The sequence below is a fragment of the Lachnoclostridium sp. An76 genome (assembly GCF_002161355.1).
Taxonomy (GTDB): Bacteria; Bacillota; Clostridia; order Lachnospirales; family Lachnospiraceae; genus Mediterraneibacter; species Mediterraneibacter caccavium.
Map to the genome: position 1 here is coordinate 293,310 of NZ_NFHL01000002.1, position 22,270 is coordinate 315,579.

At 53.4% G+C, this 22,270-nt stretch carries 9 protein-coding genes and 1 other annotated feature; of the genes, 1 reads left to right on the forward strand and 8 read right to left on the reverse strand.

What is annotated here, in order from left to right:
• Window positions 1-328 precede the first annotated feature (328 nt).
• The 8 genes from B5G27_RS05580 to B5G27_RS05615 all read right to left on the reverse strand — a co-directional run bounded on the left by B5G27_RS05580 (window position 329) and on the right by B5G27_RS05615 (window position 20,998).
• Entirely contained in the window at window positions 329-4,822 is a 4,494-nt protein-coding gene (locus B5G27_RS05580) for a family 20 glycosylhydrolase (RefSeq protein ID WP_162611198.1), read from the reverse strand.
• Window positions 4,823-5,011: 189 nt separating this feature from the next.
• Window positions 5,012-8,791, reverse strand: coding sequence for a DNA-directed RNA polymerase subunit beta' (gene rpoC, locus B5G27_RS05585; RefSeq protein ID WP_087177944.1), 3,780 nt, complete (start codon window positions 8,789-8,791; stop codon window positions 5,012-5,014).
• A gap of 17 nt (window positions 8,792-8,808) precedes the next feature.
• Window positions 8,809-12,675 (reverse strand): DNA-directed RNA polymerase subunit beta, encoded by a 3,867-nt coding sequence (gene rpoB, locus B5G27_RS05590; RefSeq protein WP_087177945.1) that lies wholly within the window; start codon window positions 12,673-12,675, stop codon window positions 8,809-8,811.
• Between the two features lie 276 nt (window positions 12,676-12,951).
• The gene (locus B5G27_RS05595) at window positions 12,952-18,321 is read right to left on the reverse strand and encodes a polysaccharide lyase family 8 super-sandwich domain-containing protein (RefSeq protein ID WP_087177946.1); all 5,370 of its coding nucleotides are present in this window, start codon (window positions 18,319-18,321) and stop codon (window positions 12,952-12,954) included.
• Window positions 18,322-18,573: 252 nt separating this feature from the next.
• Window positions 18,574-18,951: a 50S ribosomal protein L7/L12 gene (gene rplL / locus B5G27_RS05600; protein WP_087177947.1), complete on the reverse strand. Its 378-nt coding sequence runs from the start codon at window positions 18,949-18,951 to the stop codon at window positions 18,574-18,576.
• A 139-nt stretch (window positions 18,952-19,090) separates the two neighbouring features.
• Window positions 19,091-19,669, reverse strand: coding sequence for a 50S ribosomal protein L10 (rplJ, locus tag B5G27_RS05605; RefSeq protein WP_087177948.1), 579 nt, complete (start codon window positions 19,667-19,669; stop codon window positions 19,091-19,093).
• Between the two features lie 41 nt (window positions 19,670-19,710).
• Window positions 19,711-19,855: a sequence feature (ribosomal protein L10 leader region), on the reverse strand.
• Window positions 19,856-19,888: 33 nt separating this feature from the next.
• Window positions 19,889-20,281, reverse strand: a complete 393-nt coding sequence (locus B5G27_RS05610) for an LPXTG cell wall anchor domain-containing protein (RefSeq protein ID WP_087177949.1) — start codon at window positions 20,279-20,281, stop codon at window positions 19,889-19,891.
• A gap of 12 nt (window positions 20,282-20,293) precedes the next feature.
• Window positions 20,294-20,998 carry a hypothetical protein gene (locus B5G27_RS05615; protein ID WP_087177950.1) on the reverse strand — a complete coding sequence of 235 codons (705 nt, stop codon included), beginning with the start codon at window positions 20,996-20,998 and terminating at the stop codon, window positions 20,294-20,296.
• Window positions 20,999-21,763: 765 nt separating this feature from the next.
• Between B5G27_RS05615 and B5G27_RS16375 the strand changes: the two genes are divergently transcribed.
• Complete coding sequence (locus B5G27_RS16375) at window positions 21,764-22,261, forward strand: hypothetical protein (RefSeq protein ID WP_242958239.1); 498 nt, start codon at window positions 21,764-21,766, stop codon at window positions 22,259-22,261.
• The last annotated feature ends 9 nt before the right edge of the window (window positions 22,262-22,270 follow it).

The window sequence follows — 22,270 nt, forward strand, 5'->3', positions numbered from 1 at the left end:
CCGATTGCCACACCTTGTTATATCGTGTTATCAGTTTTTCCTGCCCTTGCTTTTGCCCTTATAACTTCTCGGAGCAAGGGTAAAGCGGTGTGAAATCGTATAAAGGGATAAGGCGAGCAGAGTGCGAAAAATCCTTTATTTTCAACGGTTTTGGAGGCCTTTATTAAATCCCTATGAGGTGGTATAACCACCTACATAATTTGAGGTTTCAAATCTGTATTTAAGGGAAAACCGTGATTGAGAAAATCGGGGCTGTCACACCAAAAATTCACTTAGTGTGACAGCCCCATGCTTCCTTCACAAATGCTTCCTTTTTAATTTTACCGGATCATTTTCTGCGTCTGACGATCACACCTCCCGCCAGAAGCGCTGCCAGCGCCGCAGCCGCCGCAAGCGACCCGAGTGCTCCGACTGGAGCGCTGTCCCCGGTCGGCACTGCCCCCTTGTCAGCGGGATCATTTTTATCAGCATCAGGTTTCTCTGGCTGTGGATCCGGGTCTTCCGGCGTTGGGTCCGGATCTTCAGGTGCCGGATCCGTCCCCTCCTCTGCCTTATCCTTCAGCACAACATTCACCGTCACGCCTTCTTCCGGCATGATAAATGTATATTCGGTCTCACTTACTTTCGTTACGGCCACATCACCGGATACCCCAGTGACCGTTACAGCCGCGATCTCTTTATCTGTATCCGTGACTTTGACTTTCACTGTCACAGTCTCTCCGGCCTTACTTTCCTGGGGGAGCGTGATCTCCGCCCCTTCTGTTGTCCCGGCTGTAACAGTAAAGGTTTCTTCCGGCTCTGGCTCGGGTTCCGGTTCTGGTTCCGGCTCCGGCTCCGGCTCAGGTTCCGGTTCCGGCTCTGGCTGGGCATCAAGCGCTGCCGTAAGCTCTGTGAGTGCCTGCCCGATCTCATCTTCTGTGGTGAGGAGATTGCCCTGCACTGCCCTTGCCTGCACGACTGCCTCGAAGAGCGCTCTGTCCGCCCCGTCCTCTGTCTCAAAGCCAAGGCCTTTTTCCGCGACGATCTGCTCTGCCTCCGCAAGCTTGTCCGCAAGCTCTGCCTTATCCGTGACTTCATAGATCATGAACTCCTGGATCATGTACCCTGACACAGAGTTGGACGAAATCCCCTGCATGCGGACGCAGCGCGCCTGCACCGGCTCTCCGTCAGCGGATATGATGCTGAGGAAATCCTGGTTCCCGCGGATCTCTTTCCATGTTTCCCAGTTTTCCCCATCCTCTGAGATCTGGATGTCAAAGTCTTTGCCCTTTCCGCCGTATCTCCACTGGATCTGTACCTCGCTGACATTCCTCATCTGGCCCAGGTCGATGTTCAGGGCGCTGTCCGTGCGGTTTCCTTTCCAGTAGGAATAAATGTCAGATGTGGACTCATCCATCCGATCCGCCGGACTTGCCGCCTGTGCGAATCCATCCCCGTCCACTGCCTTAAATGCCACACGCACACGGCCGTCCGCATTGTCGTAAGCGGATGCGTCTCCCACGGTCCTGGAAATCCCGCCTGCATACGCATCCTGCGCTACGTTGATCTTCGAAGTATCCGATGTCCATGCATCTGTATAGTAGGCCGCCGCTTCTTCCGCGGAGAATGCCCTGTTATACACCTGGAGATCCGCGATCTCGCCGTGGAGCCCTTCCCCGATCTTCTCGAGCGGAAGCGGGAAGGACGAATACATGGATGTGACATTTCCCGGCGCCACTCCGTCCTGGTCGGATTTCTGCGACAGGAACGTCTGGAGCTGGCCGTTGATATACAGCTTTGTCCCCTGGAAGGTTCCCACGAGCATCACATTTACTTCTGTGCCGTCCGTGGGGACATTGTAGTTAAAATCTCTCGTAAAGTAATTCACGTTCGCGGAAAGACTGCCGTCTGCCGTCCCCGCGATCTGGAGCTGTCCGTCATAACCCGAGAACACGGAGGACGCCGTCGTATTCTGCTCTGCCTCCTCTGCATCGATGCGGACTGTAAACGCCGCTGTGTACGGATAGGACAGTGTCTTGAGCGGTGTGCTCAGCACGCCTCCGTCAAAGGTCAGCCAGCCGTCCCCGCTTACTGTCCCCGCTTTGCTCAGCGTGCCGTTATATCCATTCCCGCTGGTATCATAGACTGTCATGCCGTCTGACGAAAGATTGTCAAAATCATAGTCCAGCACAAGGGAGGTCCCGGAATCGATCTCCATGGCGATCTCCGTGCCCGGTCCCTCTGCCAGCCGCGCTGCCCTCTGCTCGAATTCCTCGAAAGGCTCGCTCTCATCCGTGCCGCCCCATGTCTTTTCACTGACAATGGACACTGCGCGCAGCACTCTCTGGTTTACATCCCTCTCCGTCATCCCTTCCTGGCTCTGGTCACCCCAGATCACAGTCTTGGCTCCCAGAAGCCCCGGCTCGCCCAGGAGCGGATTGCTCCCGGTCCCCGGCGCCCCGTCCTGGAACATGGCAGGGTTCCACTCATTATAAACATATTCCGCGTTGGGCACATCGCGGTTCGTGCGCCCCGGATTTCCGTACATGTAGGCATCGCGGCAGTTGATCACCTCATAGCCTTCCCGGATCCTCTCCTTTGCATTTTCATAGCCGTGATACCAGACATCCAACTGATAATTTTCCTGGAGATCCACGCCTTCCAGGGCCGTCTCAGCGGTGGAGAACATTCCTTCCCCCGCACCCCACATACGGATCTTGGTGTCTGCGCCAAGGTTGCCCTGGATCACCTGCCGCAGGCTGTCCGCGAAGTTTGCGAAAGCATCCCGGATCCCCGCTGTATTGTGATCCCAGTACTCATCCGCGCCGATGTGCACCACACTGCCGGAAATGACCGGGTCGCTGCCTTCTGTGTATTCATCCCAGAGTTCCTCCGCGAACCAGAGGGCTCTTTCCGAATTTTCGCCCACCAGGTCCATGAGCTCCGCCCCGCCGTTATTTCCGAGCCCGCCGGACGTATAACGGATACCGCCTTCCAGCTCGGGGATATTGTCCGGGTTCTCGTCCGCATACTCATTATAGAGCAGGGAGTGTCCGGGCAGATCCAGTTCCGTGATCATATTGATGCCCAGACCGCTGCACAGCTCGCGCAGCTCTCTCCATTCTTCTTTCGTATACTGCGGATTCCCCTGATAATCCTCATTGTTGAGATAATAATCCGCATTGATCAGATCCGACGGCACGCCCGCGTGTTTTACCCCGGATTCCAGGGACGGGAATCGGTCGCTCTCCAGCCGGTGGAATCCCACATGGTCCTCCACAGAGGCGCTGATATTCGCATTATCATTGTCATTGACATGCAGGTGGTACTCATTGATCTTATACCAGAGCAGCACTTTCGCATAGTCGTGAAGCTGCTGCAGACGGTAAGGCGTGCGCGCCACGTCAAGCATGACGCCTCTTACCTCATACGCCGGATAGTCCCTCGTGATCCCCTTTGGCACTGTGCGGTTTCCGTCCGCCTGGTACAGGATCTGCTCTGCCGTGATCGTTCCGTAGAGGCAGCCCGTATATGACGGAGCGTAGATCTTAAGGCCGCTGTCATCCGTCACCATGAGGTAGCCCTCACCGCCGACTCTGTATGTATCTTCAGCCTGTGATTCGATATAAATATCATCTGCTCCGGCAGCGTCCTCTGTCCCTGCCTGCACCGCCAGGTCCAGTCCTGTGATCTCAAGAAGGTCTGCCTTCATGTTCGCAGCCACTGCCTCGATCCCTGCGCCCGCCGCGTCATTGTAGATGATCCTCGATGTCTCTTTCAGCTCGAAATCGCCGCTGTAGCCGTACCATTCCTGCAGGGAAGGGATGACCTCCGGCTTTCCGTTCGGCTCCGCTGTTTCCGGGAAATACGCCGCCGGATAGGCGGAACTGTTGTCCGGGACAGTGACCGCCATGTTCTTCTCCGCATACTGCGACGGATCTGACTCGCTCTCCACGCGCACGATCACAGTGACGTCCCGGCTGCCGATATTAAAGCCGGTCAGGTTTCCGTCATTGTCCACCACATTTTCCAGAGTGCTTCCCCTGACACTGATCCTCGCTCCCGGGACTTCTTTATCTACTGCCACCCTGCCGTCCGAGACTGCCAGGTCCGCTTCCGTGATCGAGCCGAGGACTGCGTTGACATCCACATCGACCGTATCGTCAAAGATCTCGATCTCGCGAAGGTTCACATTATTTCCCGGCGCCTGCGCGTTTACCTTTGTGACATAGACAAGGACATATCTCTGGATCTGAACACCTTCGTTCAGGGCGGGGGTTGTATCCGCTGTGATCGTGTCTGTATTCGCATCCGTGTCCGCGATATCCTGTCCTGGCCCGTTGACAGCAAACCCGTTGGACGACGGCCGGTCCACGGAGATGACTTCCGTCCATTCTCCGAGGTCCACAGATGTGTCTGCCGGGTCAGCAGCCAGATCAGATGTCTGTGCTGTCAGGATCTTGTACTCCATGGGCCAGACTTTCATGTTATACCAGAGCTTGATCGATGTAATGTCTGCCGGTTCTGCATCCGCTCCCCGGTCGATCTGGATCCACTGCGGAGTCTGGGCATCTTCGTCCCTGCCTGTATCCGGGGCTTGTCCCCAGTCTTTCATATCCGCTGAGTTCCATTGCTGGGTCTGGTCCTTCACGCCGTCAACGGTAAGTTCCGGTCCGGCGTTGTTCGCCGTCGATGATGCTATGACCTCTTTTCCAAGGACAATATTCTCGCCCACCGTCCCCGGAGCTGCCTCTGCCGTTTCTGCTCCCTGCAACGGCAATCCGGACGCAGTCATCGCTGCCGCCAGCAGGAAGGCAAAAAGCCTCTTTTTTCTCCTTTTCATAAACTCTTTCCTTTCTCCCACTTTTTTGTAGTTTTTTACATATATCTGTTTTATCATATCAAATTTTTGTGGATATTTAAATTATTTTTTCAAAAAAAGAGCAGAAACCCGTCAGTTTTACTGATATCGGATTTCTGCTCCTAAATTGCAGTCTCTATTTTCTGTTTTCTTCAGGCAATCTCAGGACATTTATTCCCCATCGTGACTGATCTCGTCTCCGCCTGCCTCTTCCTCGCTGTCCGCGTCTTCCGCACTGTCTGCTGCTTCCGCATATTCCTTACCCTCCACTGGCGTATCATTCTTCTCTGATACCGCAGTGTCAGCTGCTGTCTCTTCTGACGCTGTCAGCTCTGTCCCATCTTCCGGTATTTCCGCATCTTCCTCATCCAGGTTCAGCTCGATCAGCTCTTCCATATGCGCATCTGTGTTGAGCGCCACATCGCGGTATTTCTTCATACCCGTACCAGCCGGGATATGCTTACCGATGATGACATTCTCTTTCAGGCCGACCAGATGGTCTACCTTACCCTTGATCGCTGCCTCTGTCAGGACTTTTGTCGTCTCCTGGAAGGACGCCGCTGACAGGAAGGAATCCGTAGCAAGGGATGCCTTTGTGATACCGAGCATGATCTGCTCGCCGGCAGCAGGAGCTTTGCCCTCTGCCTCCATCTGCTCATTGACCTCGTTGAACTCAAGCACATCCACCATGGTGCCCGGCAGGAAGTCTGTGTCTCCCTTCTCCTCGATGCGGACTTTCTTCAGCATCTGGCGCACGATGACCTCGATATGCTTATCATTGATATCAACACCCTGCAGGCGGTATACGCGCTGCACTTCCTGGAGCATGTAGTCCTGCACTGCGCGCAGTCCCTTGATCTTCAGGATATCATGCGGGTTTACGCTACCTTCGGTCAGCTCGTCGCCGGCCTCCAGCATTGCGCCGTCCTGCACCTTGATGCGGGATCCGTACGGGATGAGGTAAGCTTTGGACTCGCCTGTCTCGTCGTTTGTGACGATGACCTCGCGCTTCTTCTTTGTATCAGAGATTGTCGCTTTTCCGGCAAACTCTGTGATGATCGCAAGTCCCTTCGGCTTTCTCGCCTCGAAGAGCTCCTCCACACGGGGAAGACCCTGCGTGATGTCATCGCCGGCAACACCGCCGGTATGGAAGGTACGCATGGTAAGCTGTGTACCCGGCTCACCGATGGACTGTGCGGCAACGATACCGACAGCCTCGCCGACCTGTACCGCCTCGCCTGTCGCCATGTTGGCTCCATAGCACTTCGCGCACACACCGTTCTTGCACTTACACGTAAGGATCGTACGGATCTTCACTCTCTGAAGCGGCTCGCCGTTCTCATCCACGCCTCTCTTTGTCACGCGCTCCGCGCGGTGCGGAGTGATCATGTGGTTCGCCTTCACGAGTACATTGCCGTCTTTGTCCTTGATATCTTCACACGCGAAGCGCCCTGTGATACGCTCCTGGAGACTCTCGATCTCCTCGTTGCCGTCCATGAATGCATGCACATACATTCCCGGGATCTCCTGGCCCGGCTCCACACAGTCGGAATCGTGGATGATCAGCTCCTGGGATACGTCGACAAGACGTCTTGTCAGGTATCCGGAGTCCGCTGTACGCAGAGCCGTATCGGACAAACCTTTACGCGCTCCGTGGGCGGACATGAAGTATTCCAGTACATCCAGACCTTCACGGAAGTTGGACTTGATCGGCAGCTCAATGGTACGTCCTGTCGTATCCGCCATCAGTCCGCGCATGCCGGCAAGCTGTTTGATCTGCTTGTCAGAACCGCGGGCTCCGGAGTCCGCCATCATGAAGATATTATTATATTTATCCAGACCGGAAAGCAGGGCCTCTGTCAGCTTGTCATCGGTTGCTTTCCATGTCTCTACGACTTCTTTGTAACGCTCTTCCTCTGTGATGAGACCGCGCTTGTAGTTCTTTGTGATCCGGTCCACAGTGTTCTGGGCTTCCTCGATCATCTGCGGTTTCTGCGGCGGCACAGTCATATCAGAGATGGATACGGTCATTGCCGCTCTCGTGGAGAACTTGTATCCGATCGCCTTTACATCATCGAGCACTTCCGCTGTCTGCGTCGCACCGTGTGTATTGATGACCTTCTCGAGGATCTGCTTTAACTGCTTCTTTCCTACGTGGAAATCGATCTCCAGAAGGAGTTCATTTCCCTCCACTTCTCTGTCTACGAAGCCAAGATCCTGCGGGATGATCTCATTGAACAGGAGCCTTCCCAGTGTCGCGTCGATCACACCTGTCTTCACCGTGCCGTCCGGCATTGTCCTGGACACACGCACTTTAATCTTGGAGTGGAGCGTGATATAGCCGTTCTCGTAAGCAAGGATCGCCTCGCTGGTGCTCTTGAAGAACATGCCCTCGCCCTTTGCCCCGGGTCTCTCCTGTGTCAGATAGTAGATACCGAGGACCATATCCTGTGACGGAACAGCCACCGGACCGCCGTCTGACGGTTTCAGCAGGTTGTTCGGGGAGAGCAGCAGGAAACGGCACTCAGCCTGCGCTTCCTGGGACAGCGGTACATGGACCGCCATCTGGTCTCCGTCGAAGTCCGCGTTGTACGCTGTACATACGAGGGGATGCAGCTTGATCGCCTTACCCTCTACAAGGATGGGCTCGAAAGCCTGGATACCGAGTCTGTGCAGCGTGGGGGCGCGGTTGAGCATTACCGGGTGCTCTTTGATCACTTCCTCGAGCACATCCCACACCTCCGGCTGGAGCCTCTCGACCATTTTCTTTGCATTCTTTATATTATGAGCCGTACCGTTTGCCACCAGTTCTTTCATAACGAATGGCTTGAACAGCTCGATCGCCATCTCTTTCGGCAGACCGCACTGATAGATCTTCAGCTCCGGTCCTACGACGATAACGGAACGCCCCGAGTAGTCGACACGTTTTCCGAGCAGGTTCTGACGGAAACGTCCGGACTTACCTTTCAGCATATCTGAAAGGGATTTCAGTGCACGGTTTCCGGGTCCTGTGACCGGACGTCCGCGGCGGCCGTTGTCGATCAGGGCGTCCACCGCCTCCTGGAGCATACGTTTCTCGTTGCGCACGATAATGTCCGGCGCGCCCAGCTCCAGCAGTCTTTTCAGACGGTTGTTCCTGTTGATGATCCTTCTGTACAGGTCGTTCAGGTCAGACGTAGCGAAACGTCCGCCGTCCAGCTGTACCATCGGACGCAGGTCCGGCGGGATCACCGGGATCGCTGTCAGGATCATCCACTCCGGGCGGTTGCCTGACTCGCGGAATGCCTCCACGACCTCAAGACGCTTCACGATCCTCGCGCGCTTCTGGCCTGTCGCATTCTCCAGCGTGCCCTGGAGTTCATCATATTCCTTGTCAAGATCGATCGCCTCGAGGAGCTCCTTGACAGCCTCAGCGCCCATTCCTACGCGGAATGCGCCGCTGCCCCATTTCTCCTTCTGCTCCTGGTACTCAGCCTCGGAGAGGATCTGCTTGTTCTGCAGGTCTGTCTCCCCTTTGTCGAGCACGATATAAGAAGCAAAATACAGCACCCTCTCCAGGGTCCTCGGAGAGATGTCAAGGATCAGACCCATGCGGCTCGGGATCCCTTTGAAATACCAGATATGGGATACCGGGGCCGCCAGGGCGATATGCCCCATACGCTCGCGGCGTACGCTGGACTTTGTGACTTCTACGCCGCACCGGTCGCAGACAACGCCTTTGTAGCGGATCTTCTTATATTTCCCGCAGTGGCACTCCCAGTCTTTGCTGGGCCCGAAGATCCTCTCGCAGAACAGACCGTCTTTTTCAGGCTTTAATGTCCTGTAGTTGATCGTCTCCGGCTTTGTCACTTCGCCTCTGGACCACTCCATGATTTTTTCAGGTGAAGCCAGTCCGATCTTGATCGCATCAAATGTTAACGGCTGATATTGTTGTTCATTATTATTTGGCATAAATATGGCTCCTCCTATTAATCTTCATCATAACCGGAAAACTCCTCGAACTCAATGGCATCGAGATCGCTGTCATCCGGCTCCTCGTCCTCAGGTTCCACATCTTCAAGCTCTTCGCCCACAAACTCCTGCTCTGTGAATCCGTGGTCGCCAAACGATTCATTCTCATCACGGTATTTCCTGTCGCCCTCGATAATGTGGCGCAGGTCCGTCTCGCCGTAGTCCACGTTCTCCATGATCTCCACTTCTGTGTTGTCGTCACGCAGCACGCGCACATCCAGGGCAAGTGACTGGAGCTCTTTTAAGAGCACCTTGAAGGATTCCGGGATACCAGGTTCCGGGATATTTTCACCCTTGATGATCGCTTCGTATGTCTTCACACGTCCGATCACGTCGTCGGATTTCACTGTCAGGATCTCCTGCAGTGTGTAGGATGCGCCGTAGGCCTCGAGAGCCCACACCTCCATCTCTCCGAAACGCTGTCCGCCGAACTGTGCTTTACCGCCCAGCGGCTGCTGTGTGACAAGAGAATACGGACCGGTAGAACGTGCGTGGATCTTATCGTCTACAAGGTGGTGCAGTTTGAGGTAATGCATGTGTCCGATCGTTACCGGGCTGTCGAAGAACTCTCCGGTACGGCCGTCGCGCAGGCGCACCTTACCGTCTCTGGAGAGCGGCACGCCCTTCCACAGCGCTCTGTGATCCCTGTTGTCAGACAGGTACTGGAGCACCTCCGGGAGCAGTTCCTCTCCGTGCTTCTTCTCAAATTCTTCCCACTCAAGATTTACATAATCATTTGCCAGATCGAGGGTATCCATGATATCCACCTCGTTGGCGCCGTCGAATACCGGCGTGGAGATATTGAATCCCAGCGCTTTCGCCGCAAGGCTCAAGTGGATCTCAAGCACCTGCCCGATATTCATACGGGACGGCACTCCCAGCGGGTTCAGCACGATATCCAGCGGACGTCCGTTCGGCAGGAACGGCATATCCTCCACCGGAAGCACGCGGGAAACAACACCCTTGTTACCATGGCGTCCTGCCATCTTATCTCCGACGGAGATCTTTCTCTTCTGCGCGATGTAGATGCGCACTGCCTGGTTTACGCCCGGAGACAGCTCATCACCGTTCTCCCTTGTGAACACTTTGGCATCCACAACAATACCATACTCACCGTGGGGCACTTTCAGGGAAGTATCCCTTACCTCGCGCGCCTTCTCGCCGAAGATCGCGCGGAGGAGCCTCTCCTCTGCGGTCAGCTCTGTCTCTCCCTTCGGAGTCACCTTTCCGACAAGGATATCCCCTGCGCGCACTTCTGCGCCGATCCGGATGATTCCTCTCTCATCCAGGTCTTTCAGGGCATCGTCGCCCACGCCCGGGATATCTCTTGTGATCTCCTCTGGCCCGAGCTTTGTATCTCTCGCCTCTGCCTCATATTCCTCGATATGGACAGAAGTATATACATCATCCTGTACCAGTCTCTCGCTTAAGAGGACCGCATCCTCGTAGTTGTAGCCTTCCCATGTCATGAAGCCGATGAGCGGGTTCTTGCCAAGCGCCATCTCGCCGCCGGATGTGGACGGACCGTCTGCGATGACCTGTCCCTCTTCCACTACGTCGCCCTTGTTGACGATCGGTCTCTGGTTGTAGCAGTTGCTCTGGTTGCTCCGCTGGAACTTTGTCAGCCTGTATGACTGCTTTGTCCCGTCCTCATGACGGATCACGATCTCCTTGGATGTAGAACTCTCGACAGTTCCCGCCTTCTCTGCAACCACGCACACACCGGAGTCAACGGCAGCCTTCACTTCCATACCTGTTCCCACGACCGGAGCTTCCGTCGTAAGGAGCGGCACTGCCTGACGCTGCATGTTGGATCCCATGAGGGCACGGTTCGCATCGTCGTTCTGCAGGAACGGGATCAGCGCCGTAGCCACGGAGAACACCATCTTCGGGGACACATCCATGTAATCAAATTTATTTCTCTCGTACTCCTGTGTCTCTTCGCGGTAACGACCGGACACATTTTTATTTACGAAATGCCCTTCCTCATCCAGAGGCGTATTCGCCTGAGCCACATGGTAGTTATCTTCCTCGTCCGCTGTCATGTAGACAACCTCGTCCGTTACGCGCGGGTTCTGCGGATCAGACTTATCGACCTTGCGGTACGGCGCCTCGACAAACCCGTACTGGTTGATCCTCGCATAGCATGCCAGCGAGTTGATCAGACCGATGTTCGGTCCTTCAGGCGTCTCGATGGGGCACATCCTTCCATAGTGGGAATAATGTACGTCGCGGACCTCGAATCCGGCACGGTCCCTTGACAGACCGCCGGGGCCCAGTGCGGAGAGACGTCTCTTGTGGGTCAGCTCGCCCAGCGGGTTGTTCTGGTCCATGAACTGGGACAGCTGGGAGGAACCGAAGAATTCCTTCACTGCCGCGGTCACCGGCTTGATGTTGATCAGAGACTGCGGGGAGATCCCTTCCTGGTCCTGTGTGGTCATGCGCTCGCGCACGACTCTCTCCAGTCTGGACAGACCGATCCTGTACTGGTTCTGGAGCAGCTCGCCCACCGCGCGGATACGGCGGTTGCCCAGATGGTCGATGTCATCGTCATTTCCCATGCCATACTCAAGATGCATGTTATAGTTAATGGAAGCAAAGATGTCTTCCTTTGTGATATGCTTCGGGATCAGGTCGTGGATGTCGCGGCGGATCATCCGCTTCATCTCATCGATGTCTCCCGCGGACTCCTCGATGATCCCTGCCAGCACCGGATAGTATACCTGCTCTGTCACTCCGACTTCCTTCGGGTCGATGTCAACGACAGCCTGGAAGTCTACCATCATATTGGAAAGGATCTTGATGTTCCTGGACTCGTCCTCTCCCTCTACCCACAGATACGGCGCGGCAGAATTCTGGATCGCGTCCGCGATCTCGCGTGTGATCTTTGTCCCTTTCTCAGCGACAACCTCTCCTGTCAGCGGGCTTACTACATCCTCCGCAAGGATCTGCCCGTTGACACGGTTCCTGAGCATAAGCTTCTTATTGAATTTATAGCGTCCTACCTTTGCCAGGTCATAACGTCTCGGGTCAAAGAACATGCTGTTGATCAGGCTCTCCGCGCTGTCAACTGCCAGCGGCTCGCCCGGACGGATCTTTTTGTACAGCTCTAACAGACCCTCCTGATAATTCTCAGCAGTGTCCTTCCCAAAGCTTGCGAGGATCTTAGGCTCCTCACCGAATAAATCTATGATCTCTGCGTTCGTCCCGATACCGAGGGCACGGATCAGCACTGTGATCGGCACCTTCCTCGTACGGTCTACACGCACATAAAAAACGTCATTGGAGTCAGTCTCATACTCAAGCCATGCTCCTCTGTTCGGGATCACTGTCGCCGAATAGAGCTTCTTTCCAAGCTTATCGTGGGCGATGCCATAGTAGATGCCCGGAGAACGCACAAGCTGGCTGACGATGACACGCTCAGCCCCGTTGATGACAAATGTACCTGTCTTTGTCATCAGAGGGAGGTCTCCCATGAAGATCTCATGTTCATTGATCTCATCAGTCTCTTTATTGTGGAGCCTTACCCTGACTTTCAGGGGTGCCGCATAAGTTGCGTCGCGTTCTTTGCACTCATCGATCGTATATTTCACATCTTTTTCGCAAAGTGTAAAGTCCACAAATTCCAGACTCAGATGTCCGCTGTAATCAGCGATCGGGGAAATATCGTCGAACACCTCTTTGAGTCCTTCGTCCAGAAACCACTGGTAGGAATCCTTCTGAACTTCAATGAGATTTGGCATTTCCAATACTTCCTTCTGCCTGGAATAGCTCATGCGGAAGCTTTTTCCGGTTTTAATGGGACGGATCCTGTTTTTCTCCATTGACGTTTCACTCCTTATATTTTTCTCAGCCGCAGAAAACTTTTTTCAGCCTCCCGGCAGTCTGAACCCTACAAGTGAAAAGACTGCTGTACCGGCAGTTTTCCTGCTGATATGGCACACCTTTCCACAATAGTGCATTTTTTACTATATCACACCAAACTTTTAATTGTCAACAACTTTTTGGGACGTAGTAAAATTCGATTTTACTACGTCCCAAATCCGATTTCAGGGTGTCCCTTTTCACTCTGTACGTTATTTATTTTTCAGCCGCGCCTGTTATCTCACTCTCCTGAACCTGCCTGCGAGCACCGCGATCACCGCCGCGCCTGCTGCCAGGAATACATACAGCATGATCGGCGCCGCATCTCCGGTCTGTACTGCTGCCGGAGCATTGCCGTCCGCGCCGTCATCGGAGCCATCCCCGGTATCGCCGCCAGGGGTATCACTGTCCTCGCCGCCGTCGCCGGTTTCACCTTCCTCGATCGCTTTCTCCACTGCATCGATCGCTGCCTGAAGGTCCGCGGTCATCGCCTTAGCCTCATCGGCGCTGATATTCTCCGCGCCTTTCGCCAGCATCTCGTCCGCTGCCGCGAGTACATCCCCCGCGGAGCCGAACTGCTCGTCCGTCGCTTTTTCTCCCAGCGCCCGGAGCTCGTCCGCCGCTGCCTGGAGCTGTGCGAGCGTCTCTGCATCCGCCCGGAGCACAAGCCCTTCTATCGCTGTATCCAGTGTTTCTTTTGCGGCGTCAACCGCTGTCTGGTCTGCCGCGTCATTGTCCAGCACTTCCTTTGCCGCTGCCATCGCCCTCTCAAGCGCTGCGGTGCTGTCTGCTGTATAAACGTTTCCGTCAGCGAGCTTCTCCGCCGCAGCGTCATAGCTTTCCTGAAGTGCGGAGTTGTCTGCCGGCATCCTTACCTGGATGATAAAGGACGCTCCCGCGCTGTCTGTCGTGTCGACCGTGAAGCTTCCGTCTTCATTTACTGTCACTCCCTCATCCGCAGAAAGGACTTCAACATAACCGTCTGTCAGTGTCAGGCCGATCTGCACATCTTTCTGCTTCGGATCGCTGATGGCGATGGTCATTACGCCGTCCTTTGTCTGCGTATAGATGGATGCAGATGCGTCCACGGCAATGCCGTTTACACTTTCGCCGCCTGTGCCGTCTGTCGGCCATACGTTCATCGCGAACACGCCGCTCTGTGTATCCTTCACAGCCTGCACATCCACATCGTTCCTTACGTTTTCGACCGTGCTGTTTTCAGCAAATGCCGCTGTCTCTTCCTCTGTGCTTCCCGGAAGCAGGACATAGCCGTAAGTTCCATTGTCCACACTGTCTCCGTGGTTGATGCCCATCTTGAAGAATGTATTTGTGTACTCTTTATCGCTTACGAAATACTCATTGATATCTGTGTATTTCCCGCTGCGTGTCTCCTGTGCGAGGTAGATGTCCGCATCGTCTAAATACACATATCCGATGTCGTTCCCTTCTCCTGTACCTTTGAAGAATGCATAGTCTCCGGCTTTTGCCTGCTTTTCCTCTTCTGTCTTATCCCACGCCTCGCCGTTGTAGCTGATGGCATTGTCATCGCCGGTCATCATGCGGTTCTCAACCGTTGTCTCGATCGCTGCGTCCGTGGTCCCGGTAATGCCCGCGCCCAGAGCCACGATCTTTCCGTCAAGGAAGAACCAGGACTTCTGCGCTTTGAGATCCATATCCTGCCCCAGGTTTGTCGTATTGTAGTACATAGCGGCTGTGCCGTTTGTCCCGTCGGTCGCTCCTCCTACCCATGACTGCGGAGAAGTCTTGTTATACCCGGAACCGTCCGTCAGCTCTTTTGTATCCACTGTCGTTCCCGGCAGGCGGTACGGATCTACTGTCGGCCAGTAGCCTTCTCCGTACTGCTTCAGGTCATTGTTATAGATATACAGGACTCCGTCGCCTGTATGCCAGCCTTTCTTATTTTCCGTATTGCCGAACTCATAATTGTAGATCCTGGATGAGTACATGGCAAGACCGGCTGTATAATCTTCATTTACCTGTACGACTCTGTCCATGGAGCCGTACACTTTCATGCCCTCGTATTTTTCCGCTGTGACAGAGTCATCGTTCATGATCTCTTTTGCTCCGAGGAGCGCGTCAAAGTCTCTCGCATTTCCATAGAAATCATACGCGCCGTCACTCTCCTCCAGCCAGTACTTGACCGCTGACTTAAACGCGGAGCTGTACTCTTCCGGCGCGCCTGACGCCAGCAGCATGATATTGGAGATGGTCTCAGACCCTGCCGCGAATTCCGTTGTGAACGGGTTCGTTCCCGGCGCCCTTGAAATACTCCTTCCATTGACCATGGACATCATCTGTCCTTTGTGCATCAGCGGGATATATCCGTTGATCACAGTTTCATATACATTGTTGATCCTCTCGTCCGTGATATCAAAGGATGTGCCCGCGATAATGGACTGGATCCTGCCCACGCCTTTCAGGAGCTCATTGCCGTAGCTTCCGGTATAGGCATGTTTTGTATGCTGGATCACAGATCCGTCCGCATACAGGCCGTCGCCTGAGGTCACCAGTTTCATGACATCAGGTACCTCAGTCTTCACAAGGTTCATTCTCTCATCATTCTTAGCGATGATCGCGCTTCCCAGCACGGAGAGTCCGATATCTGTGCGGTTGGCTCCTGTCGCCGTGTAGCTCGGCCACTGCTTGCTCGGTTTCTCCGCATACCCTTCGATACTCTTTACCGCGGGCTCGATCTCGCTGTAATCCACATAATCACTGATGACCATCAGGGTGTCAACAAGCGGCTGCGTACATCCGATCTGCCAGTCCCACCAGTTTCCGGTAGAATAGCTTCCGTTATAGTTTTTCTCTGTTACCATGAACTGGATGGCATCTACGATATCACCCAGCAGCTCTTTGTTTTCATAGAGCGCGCTTCCCTTTACACCAAAGGCAAGGGCAAGCTTTTTGATCTTTGTGAACTGTGTCGTATAGTCAGCGCTCGTAGTATCGCTCGCGACTTTCTCCCACAGATACTCTCTGTCTCCGCTCTTATTGAGCGACTCCCAGAGTTCCTCGCCTTCATCAGAGATTTTCCGGACATATGCCTTGATATCCTCATCTTCCATGTCCAGGTCATCCCCGCCTGTCACGCGTGTCTGCCAGCGGTCCATCATCGTGTCATACTCTGTATTGTAATCCGGAGCATTTACATGAAGGGTGATCTCGCCTTTTACATCGGCATCATCCGCGCTCTGCACTGTGATCACCGCTGTTCCCTCGGACACTGCCTTTACAAGCCCATCCTCGTTCACTGTGGCAACATCCTCATCAGAGCTGCTCCATTCCACTTCCACATCCGGGTTGACCGCATTAGCCGGATATACAGAATACTCAAGGAATCTCGCCTCTCTTGATGTGATATCTTTCTCTTCCTCGTCAAAGACAAATCTGGAAACTTCAATCTCTCCTTCCACTGCCTGGATTTCCATCTCTGCCTTGATCTGCGGATCTGCCTGGTCGGCAACAGTGATCACTGCCGTACCTTCTTTCAGCGCTTCCAGCGTTCCCTCATCATCCACAGAGATCACGTCTTCATTGCTGCTGGAATAGGTCAGCGGATTATTGCCCGCCAGCTCCGGAAGGATCTTCACTTCCAGTTTGTAGGTATCGCCGACGGAGATCGCGTCTGTCGGATTTGTGATCTCAATGCTCTCTGTGTCAAAGCTGTGGTAAACTTCCAGCTCATAGATACTTGTGCTGTACTGTTTACCGTTTGAAGCATGGTTCCACATCTTATTCTGCTGATATTTTACATATCTTGCTTCCTGCATCGGGAAGGTGATCTGTTTTGTGATCGTGGGACCGTGGTCTTCCCCATCCTTCTCTTCATAAACAGTCGTCCATTCTTTTCCGTCCTCAGAGATCTGGACATTCCAGTCAGTTGTCGCTGCATGGAAGTAGATCAGGATCTGTGAGATCTCTTTCACTTCTCCCAGGTCTACTGTAAGCCACTGCTCGTCCGTCTTCGCAGCAGACCACCTTGTCCCCTGGTCTCCGTCCACTGCCATCTCGCCGACAAACTGTGGATAAACCCAGCTTCCGTCTGAGTTTTTGTCTCCCTCCACGCCGGAATAGGTCACTGTTTTCCCGGCTGCAAGATTAAATTCTTTCAGACCGTCTATTGCAGCGAGCACTGCCCTTGCAGCGTCATCCACTGTACCCTGGTCCGCCGGGTTCTCCATAACAGCTTTTCCCGCATCTACCGCGCTCTGTAGCGCCGCGTAACTCTCTGCTGTATAATCGTCTCCGCTGATATCCTCTGCTTCTCCGATCACAGCTCTGAGCCATTCTGTGGATACCTGAGGCTCGTCAAGGAACTTCAGCTCCGCCATGAACAGATTGTGGTCCGACAGCCCGGACTCATCCATTTCCACGGACTCAATGCTCAGGTTGCGGGTCACAAAGATATTGTCAATGGTATTGACCTTCATTGTCTCGTCTACGCCATTGAACGTATCATACCATACACCCTCATAGCCGTTCGCCATGTCCATGGACTCCAGCATGGTATAAAACTCGCTCTGGTACTGATCCGCATTGAAATCGCCCACAACGATCTTGTATTCTGTATCGTCCTCTGCAAGTGCCTCTTTCAGCTGTGTGAACTGCACCACACGCACTTCCGGGTTCTCATAGCTGAAATGTGTATTGTAGAAAGCGATCTCTCTGCCTTCCTTTTCAAACACCGAGCGCTGGAACACTCTGTCCTCGCTGTCCGGTCCCGCTGCTTCCGTATCCAGAAGCGTCTCGCTGTTTTCCGTAAAGTCATATTTTGCCACAGTGGCAATCCCATACTCACCGCCGCCGTAATCGATCGCCTTGGAGAAATATCCCGCGGGATATGTATCTCCCTGGAAAGCTTTGAGCATATCGTAGTCATTCCTGTCCGTGTTCATATCCACTTCCCGAAGACCTACGACTTCCAGATTATACTTCTCTGTCAGTTCCCGCAGCTCATCCACATCCGGCTTCTTATTCGCCGCAATGTTGAATGTACCTACACGCAGGGTATCCGGCGCAGTCTCATAATCCTTGCTCTCCGTAACTGTCAGTTCGATGATACTGCTTCCATAATACTGCCCGTTTCCGGAATGCTTCCACATGCTGTGCTGCTGGTACTGCACATATCTTGCAGAAGCCCCATCCACGTCAAAAGTCTTTGTCACAGTATCGCCCTGGCTCCCATCTGTCACTTTCGCCACAGAGGTATACTCCTGCCCGTCCTCGGATACGAGGATCTCGTACTCCGGCGACTCTGCATGGAAATCGATCGTGATCTCGCCGAGCTCATACACAGCTCCCAAATCCACGGTCAGCCACTGCTCGTCTGTCTTCGCAGCGGACCATCTGGTATCAGACTTGCCGTCAACCGCAGACTCACCCACAAACTGAGGGTATTTCCACTCGCCGTTGACTTTGTCTCCCTCCACGCCGGAATAAGTCACCGTCTTATTCAGCGCCAGGTTGGAGGAACTGCCCGCGCTGCCGCCTGCCGCCAGAACGACCGGCTGCGCCTGAGCCACGCACATGGCAAAGGCAAGAAGCAGCGCTGACACGCTTTTCCAAAATCCTTTCTTTTTCATAGCAACAACCTCACTCCTGTTTCTATTAAAAATTTTATTTGTGCGAATCTACCATATAGAAAATTTCGCAAGAAGTAAATGCACTAATTTCAGATGCTGTTACTATTTTTATAATTAGGGACACCGTGAAACCGGGTTGGGGACGTAGTAAAATTGGATTTTACTACGTCCCCAACCCGGTTTCACGGTGTCCCAAAACGCAAAATTACGGAGCCCTCAGCTCCCGCAATCTCAATCCTCTGACAAGGATTATTATTTCATGTTAACTTCAGCGCCCTCAGCCTCGAGTTTAGCCTTGATCTCCTCAGCCTCTGCCTTGGAAACAGCCTCTTTCACTACCTTCGGAGCGTTGTCTACGAGCTCTTTAGCCTCTTTCAGGCCAAGACCTGTGATCTCACGTACAACCTTGATAACTTTAACCTTGGAAGAACCAGCAGATACAAGCTCTACGTCGAACTCGTCTTTCTCCTCTGCTGCTGCAGCTCCGTCTCCGCCTGCTGCTGCAACTACAACGCCTGCTGCTGCAGATACGCCGAACTCTTCTTCACAAGCCTTAACAAGCTCGTTTAACTCTAATACTGATAACTCTTTGATCGCTTCGATCATTTCAGCTGTTGTCATTTTAGCCATTTTGATATCCTCCATTTTCTAAAATTTGTGTTCTTTTTATGCCGCCGGCATCATTCCGATCCTGCCGGCTGTCTTATCCGCGTTCCCGGCTCTGCCGACACGCGCTTCCGCGCCATACAGGTGCGCGTCTGCCCTGATATTACTCTGCCGGAGTCTCAGCTGGAGCTTCTGCTGCCTCAGCTGTCTCTGCCGGTGCCTCTGCTGTCTCAGCAGCAGCCTCTTCCGGAGCCGCCTCGCCATCTTTTTCCGCGATCTGTTTGATAACGCGTGCGAAGTTGGTGATCGGTGACTGCATACTTCCAAGAAGTCTGGAAAGAAGCTCTTCTCTTGACGGAATCTTGGAAAGTTCTGTCAGACCAGCTACATCGTATGCTGCTCCCTCAACTACACCGCCCTTGAGCTCAAGTGCCGGAGCGTCTTTCGCGAACTTGCACAGGATCCTTGCCGGAGCTGTCGCATCATCCTTGGAGATAGCGATAGCGCTCGGTCCTTCCAGGCAGTTCTCCAGAGCTTCACACTCTGTTCCCTCGAAAGCTCTCTTCATCATCGTGTTCTTGTAAACCTTGTAGATGATGCCCGCTTCTCTGAGCTGCTTACGCAGTTCTGTATCCTGAGCAACTGTCAGTCCGCGGTAGTCTACGAGAACAACTGACTGAGCGTCTTTGATCTCTTCTGCGATCGCCTGAACGATCGGCTGTTTTAATTCAACCTTTGCCACTTTCTGGTACACCTCCTTATTTTATTCGCGTGTACTGCCAAAGTTTTCATAAAAAAGCCTCTGTGCGCAAAGACACAGAGGCTTGTAAATTCATACTTGCGTAATAAATCCCACTCTCCTCGGCAGGCGGGCAATGCCCTTACGCTTTACAGCGCCTGCTGTCTTCGGCAGTTGCTAGTATAATTTAGCACTCTTCTGAAAATATGTCAAGCATTTTCTTTAGATTTTCTGCTGTTTTCTGCTGTACAGAACCGCTGACACAGCAGCCGCCAGGAGCATCATACCCATTGCCCCCGCCGCGCCTGTTCCGTCGCCGGTCTTCGGCGCCGCATTCCCGTCAGCAGCCGGTGCTGATGATCCCGCAGCATCTTTATAGGCTAAAGCATACGGAGAAAATGATGCTGTTTTAAAAGAAACCGTATCCTTTGTTCCTGTGGTTTCCAGGGCAGACGCTTTACCGCCGCTGTAATGCAGCATTGTATAGACACGTCCTTCTTTCTGCAGTCCTGCCGGGATCTTAAGATCAACCGTGACTTCTCCCGACAGCGACGGGATCACGATGCCCTCCAGGCCTTCTATGGCTTCTCCGCCCGATACGACATCCGCGAGCACTGAGATCTCATATTATTTCCCGATCTCGGAGCCGCCTGCCGCCCGGGAAAACGCCTCTTTTATTTCATCCGGGATATTCTCTTCCCCGCGCTCTGCTATATCCATCCTGACTGACACTTCATATCCTTCTCCCAGGGCTGCCAGTTCGTCCGCATAATTTTCCTGAAGGTATCCCAGTGCGCTTGAGCTGATCAGATCAGCATCTTCCTCCGAAACAGATGCTCCGTCCGCTCCTGCGAACTCCACCTGCACCCAGCCCGGAGCCGGTTCTGTGCCGCCATCCAGATCAAGGTCTGATATATCCAGCCACCATGCAGTGTTTGTCACTGTACTGCTGCCCTCATACGGCACTCTGTTAAAATAGAAACTCTCTCCATCTTTTGTGACCGCCCGCGCATTGACCGCGATCTCGTCCGGAAGCGTACCTCCATTATAGCTGACCGCTGATGCCAGCGTTTCTTTCAGGGCGTCTTTATCTATTGTCAGCGTCCCTGCAGCCATATCGCATGTAAAGCCGTCTGTCATGTCCGGAACTACTGTTACAGGATCTCCTTCTCCGCCCATTCCGGTAAAGATCCCCAGGAGATCTACTGCCTCAAGCTCAAAACAGTTTGTCCCATTCACAAAATGGAATACAACGTCCTGGCTGCCGTCAAACACTAATGTAGTCTCAGAGACCTGCCATTTGACACTGTCGTCCGGGACATGGATGGTCACATCATCTTCCGCGATCGTTTCCCTTGTTTCCGCAGACTCAAAAGCGACCGTGCGGAAATGATCTCCGGCCTTTGCAAACCACTAAATTCCACCCCTTTTTCACTTAGGCAAACCCTTTAATGACTGCGCCCTGCGCTTTGAATTCGATATCTTCCGCGTCTGCCAGACATGCACCAACCGTTTCGGTCGCCCCTGTAAATTTTACGGCAGATGTCTTTCGTCCTGCATCTCCTATAAAAAGGAAACTTGCCGGAAGCTCTCCAAGCCGCCTTATGTCTGCAACGGATGCGATATAAAAAACTGTACTTTGAAAAAAAGGTTTTACCGCGCAATGGACGCACAGAAGGAATATGAACTCACCCGTTCAGAGTCCCGCTCCGGTTACGCAATTTCTGAAACCGAACTGAAACATCTCGATTCTGTGCTCAGTCCCCTTCTCCTGAAAGGGCAGTCTGTCCACCACATCTCCCAGACACATGCGGACTCTATCATGTGCAGCGAAAAGACTCTTTATACTTATATTCACAATAACCTTCTCTCTGCACGTAACATTGAGCTGCCACGTAAAGTCCGCCTGCGTCCCAGGAGATCAAAATCTGTCACTATCAAAGTTGATAAGTTCTGCCGCATCGGGCGCACCTGGAAGGATTACTGCGGCTATATGGCACTCCATCCTGACACTCCTGTAGTACAGATCGATCCTGTCGCAGGCATGAAAGTGGGGGGGGAGACCTCCTTACCATCCCCTTCGTCAATTCCTCCTCGATGCTGGCATTCCTCCGGGATTCCAATGACTCCCAATCCGTCATTGACATCTTTGACCGGCTTTACCTGGAATTGAGACCGGATATCTTCCAGGATCTCCCCCCTGTTATCCTGGCTGATAACGGCAGTGAATTTTCCACCCCCTCCCGAATTGAATTTGACCATCAGGGAAACCGCAGGACGCGCCTGTTCTACTGTGCCCCGTCTGCCCCCTATCAGAAAGGGGCAGCGGAGAACAACCATGAATTTATACGGCGCATCATCCCAAAAGGTGTGGATCTGGCACTTTATTCACAGGAACAGATCCCGCTGATGATATCACATATTGATTCCTATCTGCGAAAGGCTCTAGGGAACAAAAGCCCTTATGATACGTTTGCCTTCCAATATGGAATAGAAACTCTGGAAAAGTTCGGGCTCAGGAAGATCCCTGCCGCTGAGATCCCCCTGAGCCCAGAACTTTTAAATAAAATTTACCGCAGCCGGAATGTACCATAGGGCAACTCC